The organism is Treponema berlinense (assembly GCF_052273165.1).
Taxonomy (GTDB): Bacteria; Spirochaetota; Spirochaetia; order Treponematales; family Treponemataceae; genus Treponema_D; species Treponema_D berlinense_A.
Map to the genome: position 1 here is coordinate 18,099 of NZ_DAVZIU010000011.1, position 16,009 is coordinate 34,107.

At 35.9% G+C, this 16,009-nt stretch carries 13 protein-coding genes; 6 read left to right on the plus strand and 7 right to left on the minus strand.

Annotated features, from left to right (window positions below):
• Positions 1-8: 8 nt before the first annotated feature.
• Positions 9-1,166 (minus strand): trans-sulfuration enzyme family protein, encoded by a 1,158-nt coding sequence (locus ACT6XC_RS05260; RefSeq protein ID WP_443741055.1) that lies wholly within the window; start codon positions 1,164-1,166, stop codon positions 9-11.
• Positions 1,167-1,672: 506 nt separating this feature from the next.
• On the opposite strand from ACT6XC_RS05260, the gene ACT6XC_RS05265 reads away from it, so the two are divergent.
• On the plus strand, positions 1,673-2,452 hold the full coding sequence (locus tag ACT6XC_RS05265; protein ID WP_443737727.1) for a MetQ/NlpA family ABC transporter substrate-binding protein: 780 nt from the start codon (positions 1,673-1,675) through the stop codon (positions 2,450-2,452).
• A 670-nt stretch (positions 2,453-3,122) separates the two neighbouring features.
• On the opposite strand, the gene ACT6XC_RS05270 is transcribed toward ACT6XC_RS05265, so the two are convergent.
• Both ACT6XC_RS05270 and ACT6XC_RS05275 read right to left on the minus strand, forming a co-directional pair.
• A complete protein-coding gene (locus ACT6XC_RS05270) occupies positions 3,123-3,860 on the minus strand; it encodes a tRNA threonylcarbamoyladenosine dehydratase (RefSeq protein ID WP_443741056.1) in 738 nt (245 codons plus the stop codon).
• 9 nt (positions 3,861-3,869) lie between these two features.
• Complete coding sequence (locus tag ACT6XC_RS05275) at positions 3,870-4,256, minus strand: hypothetical protein (protein WP_443737719.1); 387 nt, start codon at positions 4,254-4,256, stop codon at positions 3,870-3,872.
• 161 nt (positions 4,257-4,417) lie between these two features.
• On the opposite strand from ACT6XC_RS05275, the gene ACT6XC_RS05280 reads away from it, so the two are divergent.
• Entirely contained in the window at positions 4,418-5,506 is a 1,089-nt protein-coding gene (locus ACT6XC_RS05280; protein ID WP_443737718.1) for an AI-2E family transporter, read from the plus strand.
• Position 5,507: 1 nt separating this feature from the next.
• On the opposite strand, the gene ACT6XC_RS05285 is transcribed toward ACT6XC_RS05280, so the two are convergent.
• The gene (locus ACT6XC_RS05285) at positions 5,508-8,621 is read right to left on the minus strand and encodes an AAA family ATPase (protein ID WP_443741057.1); all 3,114 of its coding nucleotides are present in this window, start codon (positions 8,619-8,621) and stop codon (positions 5,508-5,510) included.
• A gap of 40 nt (positions 8,622-8,661) precedes the next feature.
• Positions 8,662-9,966 (minus strand): exonuclease subunit SbcD, encoded by a 1,305-nt coding sequence (gene sbcD, locus ACT6XC_RS05290; protein WP_443741058.1) that lies wholly within the window; start codon positions 9,964-9,966, stop codon positions 8,662-8,664.
• Between the two features lie 661 nt (positions 9,967-10,627).
• On the opposite strand from sbcD, the gene ACT6XC_RS05295 reads away from it, so the two are divergent.
• The 3 genes from ACT6XC_RS05295 to ACT6XC_RS05305 are packed head-to-tail and all read left to right on the plus strand — an operon-like array spanning position 10,628 to position 12,786.
• Positions 10,628-11,380, plus strand: a complete 753-nt coding sequence (locus tag ACT6XC_RS05295) for a ParA family protein (RefSeq protein WP_443737713.1) — start codon at positions 10,628-10,630, stop codon at positions 11,378-11,380.
• A gap of 36 nt (positions 11,381-11,416) precedes the next feature.
• Positions 11,417-11,746: a hypothetical protein gene (locus ACT6XC_RS05300; protein ID WP_443737711.1), complete on the plus strand. Its 330-nt coding sequence runs from the start codon at positions 11,417-11,419 to the stop codon at positions 11,744-11,746.
• A gap of 23 nt (positions 11,747-11,769) precedes the next feature.
• Positions 11,770-12,786, plus strand: a complete 1,017-nt coding sequence (locus tag ACT6XC_RS05305; protein ID WP_443741059.1) for a plasmid encoded RepA protein — start codon at positions 11,770-11,772, stop codon at positions 12,784-12,786.
• A gap of 582 nt (positions 12,787-13,368) precedes the next feature.
• Here the strand turns inward: ACT6XC_RS05305 and rocF are convergent.
• Both rocF and ACT6XC_RS05315 read right to left on the minus strand, forming a co-directional pair.
• Complete coding sequence (gene rocF, locus ACT6XC_RS05310) at positions 13,369-14,274, minus strand: arginase (RefSeq protein ID WP_443737709.1); 906 nt, start codon at positions 14,272-14,274, stop codon at positions 13,369-13,371.
• A gap of 56 nt (positions 14,275-14,330) precedes the next feature.
• Positions 14,331-15,518 (minus strand): PucR family transcriptional regulator, encoded by a 1,188-nt coding sequence (locus ACT6XC_RS05315; RefSeq protein WP_443741060.1) that lies wholly within the window; start codon positions 15,516-15,518, stop codon positions 14,331-14,333.
• Positions 15,519-15,682: 164 nt separating this feature from the next.
• Between ACT6XC_RS05315 and ACT6XC_RS05320 the strand changes: the two genes are divergently transcribed.
• Complete coding sequence (locus tag ACT6XC_RS05320; protein WP_078931658.1) at positions 15,683-15,958, plus strand: HU family DNA-binding protein; 276 nt, start codon at positions 15,683-15,685, stop codon at positions 15,956-15,958.
• Positions 15,959-16,009: the final 51 nt, after the last annotated feature.

Genomic DNA, 16,009 nt, shown 5'->3' on the forward strand with positions numbered 1-16,009 from the left:
CCCGCTTTTTAATCTTCCAAAGCCTGCTTTATATCATTTTTTAAGTCTTCAAAATTTTCGATTCCGACAGAAAGCCGGAGTAAAGTTTCAGTTATGCCTTTTTCCCTGCGTTTTTCTTCCGGAATTTCCGAATGTGTTTGAGTAAGCGGATAAGTTACAAGGCTTTCTACTCCACCCAAGCTTTCCGCATACCGAAAAATTCGAATTTTGCGTAAAAATCGTTCAACCGTTTTGCTGCTGTCCAAATAAATCGAAATCATGCTTCCAAAACCATTCGCCTGCGATTTGTGAATTTCGTGTCCTGGAGTTTCTGGCAATCCAATGTACAAAACTTTTTTTATAAGTTTTTCAGTTTTTAAGTATTGAGCCAGTCTTGTGGCATTTTTACTTTGTTTTTCCAATCTGACCGTCAGAGTTTTTAATCCGCGGATTGTAAGCCAACTGTCAAAAGGAGCAAGCATTGAACCTGTAGTTTTTGTTATAAAAGCCATATTTTCGGCAATTTTTTTGTTATTTGTCGTAACAAAACCAGCGAGAACATCATTGTGCCCTGCAAGAAATTTTGTTCCCGACTGAATTACAACGTCAGCGCCAAGTGCAAGCGGTTTTTGATAATAGGCGGTCAAAAAAGTATTGTCGACAACAAGAAGCGCTCCGTGCGAATGAGCAAGTTCTGCTGTTTTTTTAATGTCCGTAATCGTCATAAGCGGGTTTCCAGGAGTTTCGATAAAAACGATTTTTGTATCCGGACGAAAAACTTTTTCAATCTGATCAAGACTAGAAGTGTTTACAAAAGTTGTTTCGATTCCCTGTTTTTTTAAAATTGTGTTAAAAAGCCTGACAGAACCACCATAAATGTCGTCCGAGCTTATAATGTGGCTTTTTGTTTCGAGCATGCTAAAAAAAGCAGTTTCTGCTGCCATTCCGCAACTAAACGCAAAGCCAAATTTTGCTCCGTCGAGAGCAGCTACTGTTTCTTCTAAAAATTTCCGCGTCGGATTGGAAAGCCTTGAATAATCATAACCAGTCGACTCTCCAAGTCCCGGATGAGCAAAAGTTGCCGACTGAACAAGCGGAACAGAAATCGCTCCCGACAAATCCACAGATTTTACATCTGAACTACCTTGAACACAAATCGTATCAAAACAATAATTTGAAAATTCCATAAAAACTCCGCAACAAAAAACAGCAAGGCTAAAAAAAACAATATGCCTGTTGTAAAAAAAAGAATAAATAAAAAGAGAAGTTGCCCAGGAAAAATTTAAAAAGCAGGAAATTTAATCTGAAAAAAAATTAAAGGGCACGAGGAGAAAGGCACATGACACCGTTGCGGAAATTCTGGCGTACGAGTTTTTCAAAATAAACTGCCATTTTTCATGCACCTCCAAAAAAGATGGTTTTACTTTAATAAAAAAATAATTTTTTGTCGATAGGCCGATAATTTTTTTACAGACTGTCAATTATGCAATTTTTTCTGCAAATTCTTCACTCTGCAACTTTTTAAATTTAAATATTTTTGACGCAGTTCTGTTAACAGTTGTCGCAGTTCAAAAAGTTTGCTACATTTTTTAACAAATACCGATTAAAAATAATTTTTTTTACTGCTTGACATAAAAATTATTACCTAGTATATCTATCGGCAATCAAAATATCGACAAAGGAGATGTAAGATATGAAAAAAATCCTGGCAATCACATCGGCTTTACTTGCAGCAGTTGCAGTAAACGCACAAACAGTTCTCAAAGTTGGAGCAACTCCAGAGCCACACGCAGAAATCCTCAACCTTGTAAAAGATGATCTCAAGACACAGGGAATCGACCTTCAGGTAATCGAATTTACAGATTATGTAACACCAAACGATGCAGTAGAATCAGGCGACATTGACGCAAACTACTTTCAGCACATTCCATACCTCGAATCGTTCAACAAAGAAAGAGGCTATCACCTTGTAAATGCAGCAGGAATTCACGTTGAACCATTTGCAGTTTATTCTCACAAAATCAAGTCGCTCTCAGACCTCAAAAAGAAAGCCTCAGTAGCAATTCCAAACGACCCGACAAACGAAGCACGCGCGCTTTTGCTCCTTCAGGAAGCAGGACTCATCACTCTGAGAGAAGGTGCAGGAATTGAAGCAACACCTCTCGATGTTAAAAAGAATCCTCTCAAACTTAAATTCAAAGAAATCGAAGCCGCTTCGCTCCCACGAGTGCTTGACGATGTTGACGTTGCTGTAATCAACGGAAACTATGCTCTTCCAGCAGGACTTTCTGCAAAAAAAGACGGACTTTTTGTTGAAGGCTCATCTTCACCTTATGTAAACGTAATCGCAGTAAAAGCTGGCAACGAAAACAAACCTGCTATCAAAGCCCTCATCAAGGCAATCGAAAGCGAAAAAGTAAAAGAATACATCAACAAAAAATACCCAAACGGCGAAGTTGTTACAGTTTTCTAAAAACTTTTAAATTCGCAGGACTCTGTGAAAATCTTTCTGTAAATTCCTAAAAAGTAGGCACTGTGATAAAATAAACACAGGAGCCTGCTTTGGCAAAAGAAAAATACCACCACACAAAGTCGTAATGACAGAAGGAAAAAGAGAAATCGTCAGAAGCCTTCTTTCTGAATACGACATCAAAAACAGTAAAGTCCAGCATTAGCGAAATTGAACTTGAAGTTCCACAGGACCGAAAGGAGTTTTATAGGGGAAAACGACATGCCCCCCATGACTTCTACCAACTCGAATGTGCTAAACTTTTTTGTATGGAACAGACATACACCGTAAAGGAAGTCGCGGAAAAACTAGGCGTTTCTCCCCATAGGTACGGACAGCTGCACGGGAATCCGCAACATCTGCGCCAATACAGTCGCCCTGATGGACAAGATGCTTCCCGTGGCAAAGTCAACCGATTTCTAGAAAAAGTAAAGTGGACTAGACGAACAGAGAAACTGTGGGCATTATTTTTTCTCGTAGACAAAGCGGATCTTATCGTAAACACGCAGAAATTCTACGCATGGCTTTGCGACGAGGTCAACACTGGAGAAATGATGGAAGCCGAAACGGAAGGGCAGCTCGGATATGAAAATCTGAGCGTTCTGACAACTCCGATTACCGTAACGGTTACAAATCAAAAACCTGTCAAATCCTTTACAACTTCTGCTGCAATCATAAGGCCTGCAACCGGCGGAACAAAAGCATTACTTCCTGGAGTCTGCCTTTTTAAATGTCCGCAATTTTTTTCTTCAATTTCATCAGAATTAAATTCATCTTCTTTCGGAGGAATTACTTTTTCTGTCGAAAAAACGCATTTTAACCGTTTAATTCCGCGTTTTTTAAGTTCGGTGCGCATAACTCTGGCAAGCGGACAAACGCTCGTCCTCGAAATATCGGCAACTTCCAGCAAAGACGGATTAACCTTGTTTCCGGCTCCCATGCTGCTTATAACCGGCACTCTGGCTTCTTTTGCCTTTTCAATAATTGCAAGTTTTCCAGTTACAGTATCAATACAATCAACGACATAATCATAAACCGAAAAATCAAACTGACCGGCGGTTTCCGGCGTAAAAAAAACTTTGTGCTTTGTAACCTTGCAGTCCGGATTTATGTCATAAATCCGCTCTTCGGCAGCATCGACCTTGTTTTTTCCAAGCGTCGAATGAAGGGCAAAAAGCTGGCGATTTATATTTGACAGGCAAACTGTATCATCATCAACAATATCAATTGCTCCAATTCCAGAACGAACAAGAGCTTCGACAACGTAACTTCCAACTCCGCCAATTCCAAAAACAATCACTCTTGAAGCAAAAATTTTTTCCATTCTGTCCTTACCAAAAGTAAGGCAAATTCTTTCAAACTGATTTTTCATAAATAAAAATTATTCTTCGCCCTCAAAATTTTCATCAGACTCCTCATCTGCATCAATTTCGTCGTCGTAAAACTGATCCAGAAAATTTTGCAATTCTTCAAATTCTTTTTCGTCGCGTTCTTTTGAATCTTTTGTCCGACCATCAACTATAAAACTTTCGCAGTACATTTCTAAAGTTTCGATAATAAAAACAAAATCCTCTTCTGCAAGCTTGTAAATATCAAAAACTTCGTGAATTTCAGGCAAAAGCCTTTTTAAGCGCGCAATTGAATCATCATATTCCACCGCAATCCGTTCATTTTCTCCGTCAGAACGCAACATATCCGTCCGCTCATCCAAAATCTGCGAATATATTTTTTTCAATGTCTTTAATAAAAATTTGTCTTCTTCATTCATAATTATTTTAAATTTTATACTCCAAACTTTGAGTTTTATCAATCAACATTAGAAAATGTCAGCCTAAAAAAACAATAAAACTTAAAATTACTATTACGATTTAAGATAACCAATTGAATTTAGACAATGACTCTACTAAACTACCCTAAAGGAAAAAACAAATGGAAAACCAAAACAATAAATTTTTAAAAGGGATTTTTTTCATCCTTCTATTTTTTTTAACAATTCTGTGCGGAATGCTTTTTAAGGTAATGGCAGATGTTTTTAAACCTGTCGTGCTTGCTATTTTGCTGTCTCTTGTTTTTTATCCTCTCATAAAACGCCTCTGCCTTTTTATAAAACTTCCCTGGTGGCTTTCGACCGTAATCGTCTACATTGCATTTTTTATCGCATTTTTTCTTGTTGCAAACATTCTTACGGCAAGTTTTAAAGCAGTTGTTCTTGCAATTCCTCGCTACCAGGAACGTTTCAATGCAATTCAAGATTCAATCCGTCTCGCAATCGAAGCCCATCCAAATTCCAAATTTTTTGCACTTTTAAATTTTGACGAAGAAGCTTCTCTTTTTGCAAATTTAAACAACCAGTTCAATATTCTTGAATATTTAAAATCTCTTGCGATTGACTTTACTGGTTCTGTCGTAATTTTTATGAAAACTCTTTTTCTCGTAGTCTTGCTCTCAATCTTTCTGCTTGCAGAATTCAAAAAGACCAAGCACAAGGTTCGACTTGCATTTACAGACGAACACAACCTACGCGTTATAAAAATCGTGCACAACATAATAAAAGACACAACTCATTACATCTCAATTAAATTCGTAATTTCGCTTTTTACCGGAATTTTTATTTTTATTGCATGCGCAATTACAAGAATGGACTTTCCTCTAGTCTGGGCTTTTTTGGCTTTTTGCTTCAATTTTATTCCAACGTTTGGCTCAATAGCTTCCTGCGCAATCACAATTCTTTTTTCAATCATCCAGTTTTATCCGTCGCCAGTTGCTCCAATTATAATCGGAATCTGGGTTATTGCAGTAAATATGATTCTTGGAAACGTAATTGAACCAAAAATTGAAGGCGACAACCTCGGTATTTCGCCGTTTGTTATTCTTGTTTCGCTCTCTCTTGCCGGCTGGCTCTGGGGAATTTTGGGAATGATTCTTGCAGTTCCGTTAATGGTTATAATAAAAATTGTCTGCGAAAATATCTCCTATCTAAAACCAATTGCCGTTTTTTTGGGAAACAAAAGTAACTAAATCACATTTTTTGCCTTGTAATTCCCGAACCAGCCAGTTCACTCACTCCGCCGTTTTTCTTTACGGCTTGAATTTTCTGGTCAAATTCTTGAATTACAGCGTCAATGTGCGTAATTATTCCAAGCATTTTGCCTTTGTTTTGAAGAGATTTTAAAGCGGCGATTGCCTGAGTCAAAGGTTCTCCGCTCAAAGTTCCAAAACCTTCGTCCAAAAACAGAGAATCAACGCGCACATTTCTGCTTGCAAGTTCAGCAATTCCCAAAGCAAGAGAAAGACTGATTATAAATCTTTCTCCGCCGCTCATATTTGTAACAGAACGGTTATCCCTCTCGTCAGGATAATTTTCGTCATGAACAACAAAATCAACTTCACCAGGTTTCTGCACAAGCGTATATTTTCCAGAAATTTCAAAAACATAACGGTTTGCAATTACCAAAAGATTTTTTAACGCCAAAGATTCGACAAAAACTTCAAAATCTTCGCCAGTCGATTTTCCGATAAACTTTTGAATTTGCTCCCAAATAGCTTTCTGTCTTGCACACTTTTCAAGATTTTGACGGGCGATCTTTAAAGCTTCTCCCTGCTTCTCATTTTCCACCAGTTGATTTTTTATGCTTCCAATCTGCTGGTTTGCCTCGGCAATTTCCTTTTCAATCTCATTTTTTTCTGCCAAAAGCTCATTTTTAGAACAATCCGTCTTTTTTTCGTTTTGAATTTTTTCAAATTCTTCGGTTGAATTATTTAAATCCCGTAAAGTTTCAAAATTTCGTTTTTTTAAATTTTCCTGCTCTTTTTTTAATTCAGGAATTTTTTCCTTGCTCAAAAGACAGTTTTCTAGTTCCAAAACACTCAAAAAACCGTTTTCGGCAAGTTTTTTTTCGAGCGCGAATCGTTTTTCCTGCAAAAACGGTTTGTTTTTTTCGATTGTAAGCTTTAAATTTTCAACTTCCGAACAAATTCTTGCTTTTTTTTCCAAAACCCTGCTTTTTTCTTCAGCAAAATTTTCTGCCAGTTTTTTTAATTTTTCGGCTTTTTCTTTTAAAATTTTTTCTTCAAAATCAACATTTTTTTCACCAAAAATTTTTTCGCGTTCAAGCCTTTTTAAATTAAAAATTTTTTCTGCTTTTTCATATTCAACTTTTTCTTTTTCGAGATTTTCTTTTATCTTTTCTATATCAAATCCATTTTTTTGAATTTTGAGTTTTTCAATTTCATCAACACAGTCTTCAAGTTCCACTTTTTGCTGAATAAACTTTCTGCTTCTTGATTCCAAACCGCTTATTAAAAACAAAATTTTTTCTTCAGTTTCATTTTTTTGAACTTTGAGCGACCAGGGCAAAAGTTCCGAATTGATTTTTTCTACAATTTTTGAAGATTCTGTATCTTTTTCCGCAAAATTTTTCTTTAAGGCCTCAATTTTGTTTTTTCCAACAGAAATTTGCAGTTCAATTTTTTGAAGTTCCGCCCTCCCCTCTTCAATTTTTTCATTCAACTCAATAATTTCGTTTTTTACCAGACTTGATTTTTTATCGTTTTGAACAAAATCTTCTTTTTCTGCGTTTTTTTCACATTTCTTATGAAATTTTGAGCCACAAACAGGACAGGAATTTCCATCTTTTAAGGAATCTCGGATAATCGTCGAAACCAAAATATAATTTGAATTTACGAGATTTTTTAAATTTTCAGAGGATTTTTCCAATTCGGAACAAATTTCGTCTTTTTCAGAATTTGATTTTTCAAATTTTTGCTCTTCTCGTCTTAATTCACTCTCAAGCTCCGCCAATTTTTGTTTTTGAGCAAAAAAACTGTCTTTTAATTGAATTAAAACTGGAAGAATTTGCTGCAATTGTTCATCAGCCGAATTTTCTTTTACAAAAAACAAAAGCCTTTGGTTTTTCTCGTCTAGTTCTTCAATTTTTTTGCATAGCTTTTTTAGATCGCTCTTTTTTTGAATAAATTCGTTTTCGGCATTTGTTTTTCGCTCAAGGCAAGTATTCCAGGTATTTTTGAGAGGCACAAGTTCAGCATCTATTTTTCGCACTTCATTCCAAATTATAGAATTTTCTTCCAGCTCTTTTTCTGCATTTTCCCTCTCTCTTTTTGAATCTCCGGCATTTTTTTCTGCAATTGCCGATTCTGCTTCGATTTTTTTCAATTCAATTTGCGAAAAATTCAGTTTTTGCTCACTTTCCGTCTGCTGTTTTTCTAAATTTTTAAAAGTGACGTATTCAACTTCGCACTTTCCGGCATTTTCCGCTTTTAAAAGAAGCTGTTTTTTTTCTTCAAATTTTTTTTCATCTTCTTCAAACAACTTTCTGTTCTGAACGGCGGAATCCTTTTTTAAACCTGCATTTTCGAGCAAATCCAGCCAATTTATCGAATCAAGAATTTTTGCTGTTTTGTTTTGATTTTGACTTGTTTTTTCAGAAAAAATTTTCTGGCTTTCTTTAAGCGCATTTACTTCATCTTCTGTCAAAACTTGAATTTCCTCTGTTTTTTCCTTTAATTCCTTAAATTTTTTAATTTCTTCATTTGCCTTTGTCCAAATTTTCTGTGCAAAAATTCTATATTTTTGAGTTCCGTTCAATTTTGCAAGAATTTCCGCTTTTTTTCGAGAATCTCCGTTTATAAAAGTGTCAAACTGGCCTTGCGCCAACATAACCGACCGGCAAAATTCGTCATAATCAAGGTGAATTATTTCCGCAGTTCTTTTTGAAACCGAATCTCCCGTCGAAAAAGTTTCTTTTTGCTGAGTTTCAAGATTTTTTATATAAAATTCACATTTTTTCAAATTTCCATTACAGTTTCCGCGCGCCTTGCCCTGCTCAAAACTCGACTCGAATTTTCCATTTTTACAAAAATATGTTACGCGCGCCATACAATTTGCGGTGTGGCGAGTCATAACTTCGTTTTCTGACCTTAAGCTTTTTTGTCTTGGAGTCCGTCCGTAAAGAGCAAGCGTTATCGCATCCAAAATTGTAGTTTTTCCAGAACCAGTTTCGCCACTTATTACAAAAAGGTCGTGATTTTTTTTATAATCTGGATGTTCAAAATCAATGCTCCAATAACCTTTGAGCGAATTTAAATTTTCAATTTCTATTTTTAAAATTCTCATCTGCTTAAATCTCCGTTTTTAATGCCACCGATTCAAAAAATCATTCTTCCGGTTCATTTTCCATTTCAGCAAAAGTTTCCATAAAAAAAGGAAGATAAGTTTTTACAATCTCATTTTTTTCTTTTTCAACCTCTTCCGCAGTTTTTCCTTCAGTTTCAATCCTGCTTTTTGCCAAAATTAAATTCTCGAAAATTTTTTCAGGTTTTAAAGCCGCCATTTCTTTCATGTCGTAAGTTTCGTTAAAAAAATCACCCGAATTTTCGCTTTCTTGAACCCGAAGGTTTACGACATAGACATTTTTTTCTTCGAGCGAATTTATAAGTTCTTCAAGCTGATCGTAAATATTTATTCCAGCTTCTTTTTTATAATAAAGTTCCAAAAAAGTCTCGACGGTCGTTTTTTTGTCCAGATATTTTTCAAGTTCTTTGCGAATTGTCAAAAAATCTCCGTTCAAACGCCTGAATTCCACAGTTTTTGGAATTTCAATTTTTTCTACTTCTGTAGAATTCTTTTCGGCATTCACGCTCAAGACAAACCTTGCAAGATTCGCTTCGTCAAATCCCATTACAAAAGGCGAGCCAGAATATCGAATTTTGTTATTTTTACAAACCATTGTCGAATAATGAATATGTCCAAGCGCAACATAATCAAATTCTTTCGGAAAAACTCCAGCATGAACCGACCCAAGTTTTCCAACAACATCAAGCATTTTTCGCCCATCATCGCCAGAAATTTCTTTTTTTACGTTTTCAAACCTTCCTTCAAGGTCAGCCGCATAAAGATGACCTGTCGCAATAAGCGGAATATTTCTTCCAGCCCTGACTTTTTCCGCTTCCTCATAAACTTTTTTGTAAAAACTTCCATAAGCCTTGTCGCAAAAAGTTCCATCTTCCAAATTTTCATCGCAAAATTCTCTCAGTTCCGATTCTCTCAAAAAAGGAACCGCCACGCAAACTGCCCTCGCCTCCCCTTCTGAATTTTTCAATTCAAAAACCATGTCCTTAATCTTTAAATTTGCCGCAGAACCAACAATAAAAATATTGAGCGCACTCAAAAGAGACTTTTCAGAATCAAGCAACATTCCAGAATCATGATTTCCGCCGACAATCACAACATTTTTACAACAAGTTCCCAAAAGAGAAAACAAAAAATCGTGAAAAATCGTTTTTGCTTCGATCGAAGGATTTACCGTATCAAAAATGTCGCCAGCCACAACCAGAGCTTCGGCATTTTCCAAAACAATCTCGCCCTTGAGCCACTCAAAAAATGCCTTAACCTCAACAGTCCTGTCAATATCATGCATCCTGTTTCCAAGATGCCAGTCAGCCGTGTGAATAAATTTCATTTTTTTTCTATTTATATGGGCGGTTCGTCAACAAGTTGCCGCCGGGCTTTGCGCAGTTCCAGCTCTCGCCTTCATTGCCGGATTTTTCGCGGAAAAATCCGGCAACGCTCCGCGCTGCTCCAATCCCTACCGCAATATAAATTTTCCCTGAATATTTTTTTTTATTATAAACCGTCAAAAAGGACATATACAGTCCCATTTAACTTTTTTGATATTTTAAAATAAAATATTCTCACAGATAACTAGACTGTTACATAATTTTCTGTCTACCTTAAATGTAACACTTTGGTTATCTGTCCGAAAATAATTTCTTTTTGCCTTTATCTTTTTGAAAACTTAAAAACTAAAAAAAGCCCTCAAAACCGCTTCATTTTTCTGCAATCGACAAATTACTCAAAAATAAAAAATAAGCGCGTCTACGGCAATCCTCGCGCGTCAACTTTTTGTTTAGATTTTTTCTAACATTTCTAATCTTTTTTATTATCTTTATTAGATTTTTTATTATATTTTTATCAATCTTTTATATTAGATTTTATCTAATCTTTCTAAGTTTTTATTTTAGAAATCTAATATTTCTTAGATTTTTTATTTGCTTTTTTCTAAAAAATATGATTAGATATTAAAAAGCATAAAAATTCATAAAATTTTGAGGTGGGCCAAAATGAAAAAAATAGCAGTTGCCATTCAGAAGGGTGGAGTAGGCAAAACAACAATGAGTCTTTCGCTGGCAGCAGAACTTGCATTGCAAGGAAAAAAAGTTCTTCTTATCGACGCAGACCCTCAAGGAAACTCCACAGGAACCTTGCTGGAATCTTTTGACCATGACCTTGCAGAAGCTCTGTACGGTGATGTTACGATTGATCAAGTTATATCGGCAACAACAGTCGAAAATCTTTTTGTAATTCCAACAAACTCAATCGACAGAAAAGGAAGTCGCTCTCTAAAAACATATCGCTCAAGCGAAGCTCAGAAAGAACCATATATCTTTGTCGACCTTTGCGACGAAGTTGAAAAACTTGGATTTGAATACTGTATTTTTGATACATCTCCAGCATTCGATGCCTTTGAAGAAGACATTATGACAGCATCTGACGAAGTTATTGTCGTTATAAAGGCAGACGCATATTCTCAGGACGGACTTCAGATTTTTAAAGACAATCTGGACAGCTATAAAAAACGGCGCCGCGTTCAAAATCCAAAATTCGAGACAATAGTCCTCAACGAAATCAACCGAAGCATAAAACTTACAGATATTATTTCTGAAGGTTTAAATGCTGGAGATTTTAATGTCGTTTATGTTCCTGTTGATCAAGATTTTAAATATGCAACAATTGAAAGACAGACAATTCAGCAGCGCGGAGGAAAAAGAGAAACTCTCGACGCTCTAAAAAAACTTGCAGATTTGATAAAATAACAGTGTAAGACAAAACTTTTTATTGGAGGAAAACAAATGCCAATCGCAACAAAAAAAATACCTCAAGAATTTTTAAATCAAATAAAAACAAACCTTACAAAAACAGAAAAAACTGAAGAAGCTCCGACAAAACCTGCCGCAACATCAGTTTCCAAAACTTCCGCCGAACCTAAAAAAGGAAAATATGCCGACGTAATGAACATAAGACTTTCCGAAGGCCGCCGCGACGAAATAAAAAAATTCTGCACAAACTGCGGAGTTTCAATAACTCAATACATTGAGTCGTCTTTTGAATATCTTTCAAAGGAAGTTGCCGCCGGAAGAATCGTAATCTCAAAAGGCGGAATTTCAAGTACCGTTAACTAAAAAACGGGTGGGAAAAAGACAAAATGGGAAAAAAAATACACAGGGAAAACAGCCTTGTTCCAATTGATACTTCGGCAGACGAGCTGTTTGAATCCCTTAATCAACTGGAAACTCAAAAGACAAAGAATGTTTTAAGTTATATTCCGAGTTTTTTTACGACAGCTTCTTTGCCTTTTAAGAATATAAATAAAACAGAATTTATACGAAAAGCCAGCAACGGAATTTCTTTGATATTAAATTCACCAACAAATGTTCCGTTTGGAAAATATGGACGGCTGATTCTTTCTGTTTTTACAACGCACGCAGTTCTTTCAAAGGAAAAAAATGTGCCTGTAATTGTTGAATTTGATTCTTTATCGCAGCTTTTAAATGAAATGCAGCTTCCACGGCAAAGAGGAAAAGACATTCTTGAACAGCTTTCGTGTTTTACAAGAGCGACATTTTCATTTGAAAAAAAAGAAGAAATTCAGCTTCAGGCAAATTTATTTAAGGAATTATATGAACCTGGAGAAAGAATTCCAAAAGGTCCTGTCGAAGTAAAGACAACGACAACAGGAACAATTCTTTTTACAGATGGAGTGCAATTTCAAGAGATTATAGATCCGTCTTCAAAAAGTCAGCGCGTTGGAAAATTTAAAATTATTCTTTCTGCAAATTTTGCAGCTTTTTGTCAGACACATGCAGTTCCAATTAACTATACAGTTTATAAAGATATTACAAGTCCAGTAGGAAAAGATATTTATGCCTGGCTTGTTTACAGAAATAATGGACTTATGGCAGAAAAACCTGTTTTTATTCCAAGAGATAAGCTGGTTGAGCAATTTATGCCTGTTGCAGAAGATTCTGATCCAAAAATTGCGAATGTAAATTATTCTCGAATAATCGATCAAATAAGAGAAATAAAAAAAGAATATTATCCAGAATTAAAGGTTGATATTGATAAAACTGGAGCAGGAATTACCTTGTTTAAAAGTCCTACACCTGTTCTTGCAGATGATGTAAGATATGCTCTTATTTCTTCGGATTTAGGAGGATTGTAACAGTTTGGTTATAAAGTTTTATGTAACAGAGTTGTTATCTGTTTTTAAGAAATCCACAGAATTTGTTTTTCTATTATTAGTTTAAATATATTATTAGATTATTATTAGATATAATGGTAGAAATAACTAAACTGTGACATTCGGATAACATGATTGTTACATAGAAAAAGAGAAATACAAGTTTCTTCTATAATATAAAGAGAAAAGCAGATTTCCACAATGATAACGTAACTGTTACATAGAAAAGCAGATTTCCACAGGCTCTTGTGGATGAATATAACCAGACTGTTACATTTTTGGATAACAAGATTGTTACATAGAAAATAGAAGAAAGGCACACGGTGCTGAACAAGTCTTTTTGATAACATAAGTGTTACATTAATTTTGAATCGATAACATTAACTGTTACAAACGGATTTTATAATTTTGGATAACAAAACTGTTACATTGGGTTTTGACAGGAAAACCTACCTCGGATGTGCAGGACGCAGTCGACCGCAGGCAGAACAAAGTTCGGCCGAGGACGATGAGCGTTAGCGAATCCGGAGCAGCCGGATAAGACGGTGAATGTGGTTCTGAATTTTAATAGAGGGTTTCTCCTAAAAGTCTTGAAGACAGGCTTACTGCCAGAATTGCAGTTTGGTTCCGGACATCGAGAATTGGGTTTACTTCGACAATTTCGGCGGATTTTACTTTTTCTGTGCCTGCCATTTCTTCCATTAGCAGAAGAGCCTCGCGGTTTGTAAGACCTCCTGGAAGCGGAATTCCCGTTCCAGGAGCAAACATCGGGTCAAGAACATCCATGTCAAAGCTTACGTGGATTATGTCGATTTTTTTGAAAAATTCTTTTACTTTCTGGACGATTGCCGGAAATCCGTGTCTGTCAATGTCGCTCATTGTAAAAACTGTAACTCCAGCTTTTTTCATTAAAGTTTTTTCGCCAGAATCAAGGTCGCGACAACCGACAAAACAAATGTTTTTTGGATCGACTTTCTGACCTTCAAAATAGAGGTTTGTAAGTTCAGAAAGTCCGATTCCTGCCGAAGCGGCTAGACACTCTCCGTGAATATTTCCGCTTGGCGTTGTGTTTGTATCGTTAAAATCTCCGTGCGCGTCAACATAAAGTACGCCGAAAGATTTATGTTGTTTTTTTGCTGTTGCACTGATTCCTGCGATTGAACCGAGCGCAATTGAATGGTCGCCTCCAAGAACGAGAGGAAATTCGTTTTTTCCAGAAATTTCTTCGACAAGTCCTGCAAGTTTTGTGCAGGCATTTACGATTGGTTTTAAATATTTTGCTTTAGGATTTCCGATATTTTGATATTCCTGCGGTTTGGCATGAAAAATATCTGTATGTTCAAAAGTCAAGTGGCCGAGATCTTCCAACCGTTGTTTAATTCCTGCAAGCCGGATTGCAGACGGTCCCATGTCCGAACCGTGGCGACTTGCGCCAAAATCGAGAGGCATTTCTAAAATGTGTACTTTCATAATGGCATTATAAATTTTTTTTTTGCGAATGTTAAGAAAGAGGGTAGCGCCATTTTTTACTTTTTTAGAAGCTCTTTTATGTAAATTGCAATTTGCAAGAGGCAACGAGTGTCGCCGTCAGAAAGGTCAACATTTAGAATTTCCTGCAGTCGCTGAAGCCGGTACAAAACCGTGTTTCTGTGAGTATTGTTTTGTTCAGAAACGCTGTGAATGTTTCCTCCGAGTTTTAAGTAAAGTTTGAGAGTTTTTAAGTAGTCTTCGCGCTTTGCATTTTCGAGTTGCTCTAGGTTTCCGAGGACCGTTTTATAAAGTTGTTCGAGAACTTTTTTGTTTTTTACTTCAAGCAGAATTTTATAAATTCCGAGATTATCGTACTTTTCAAGTTTTTCTGCATTTTTCGAAAGATTTATTGTGATTTCTGCGTGAACAAAAGCATCCTGAAGTTCTCCAGCAGAAGAGCAGTATTCGGAAAGCGAAAGTTTGGAATTGCAAAAGAATTTATCATTTCGTGTTATGCGAAAAAGTTCTTCGGTAAAAAAAGAATTATCGTTTTTTATAATGTAGATCGCTTTTCTGTTGTGAATAAAACAGCAGTAGTCGTTTTGTGAAAAATTAATTTTTGGATTTAGCGAAAATTGAACATATCGCTTTGCCTGTTCAATATCGTTGTTAAAAAAATTTTCTTTTAATTCCAGGAGCGCAATTGAAAAACTTTGTGCATCGCGAAAAACTGTATTTTCGATTTGCTTTGGATCAAATTTCTGAGTTTCAAAAATTGCACGATAGAAAAATTTTTCAACATTGTGGCTGTTTTGGCTGTCGGCAGAAATCATATTTCCGATTTCCTGCATTAAATCTACCGTATGAATTTCCCAAGGCATTGTAAACAGCGGAAAATTGATTTGGTCGCAGTAAGTTTTAATTTCCTGAGGAATTTCAAAAATATATTTTCCAGTGTTGACGATTAAACCAGAAGCATTATGACCAGCAAATTTTTCGATAAAATCTTTTAAAAAAGAACACAGGTTTTCAGACTCATTTATTCCCTCGTTTTCGGATTTACGTTTGAGCAAAAGCCCCGTTGTGATTGCAAGTTCTCCTCCACGGATAAATTCGCTAAAAGAAGGATCTTCCGTGTAATAAATCCAGCTGACCGTCTGCTTAAGGCCTTCGCGTCCAGCGACAAGTTTTAGTTTAAAAGGAGTTTCCGAAAAATTAAGGAGAGTATTTACTGTAAGTGCCATTTTTTGCCACCTTGTAACTAGTACAAAACAAAATAAAACTTTTTGGGAAAATAAGCAAGATGCACGATGCACGTTTTTTTTATTTTACAATATACAACAAAAGTCTGTACGATATTAAAATTTACATATATACTTAAATTCTTATTCAAAATTGGAGGAAAGTAATGAATAAAGCAGAACTTATTGATGCTATTGCAGCAGACACAAAACTTACAAAAAAAGATGTAGACGCAGTTGTTAAAGCTTTTACAGAAAATGTAGCAAAATCATTGGAAAAAGGTGACAGCGTACAGCTTATCGGTTTTGGAACTTTCGATGTTGGTGAAAGAGCTGCAAGAGAAGGGCGCAATCCAAAAACAGGCGAAACAATCAAAATTGCAGCTTCAAAATGCCCAAAATTCAAGGCAGGAAAAGCTCTTAAAGACAGAGTTAACAAATAGAGCGTTTATCGTATTGATAAAATCTAGGGCAGTTTCTTGTGATTTTTTCGC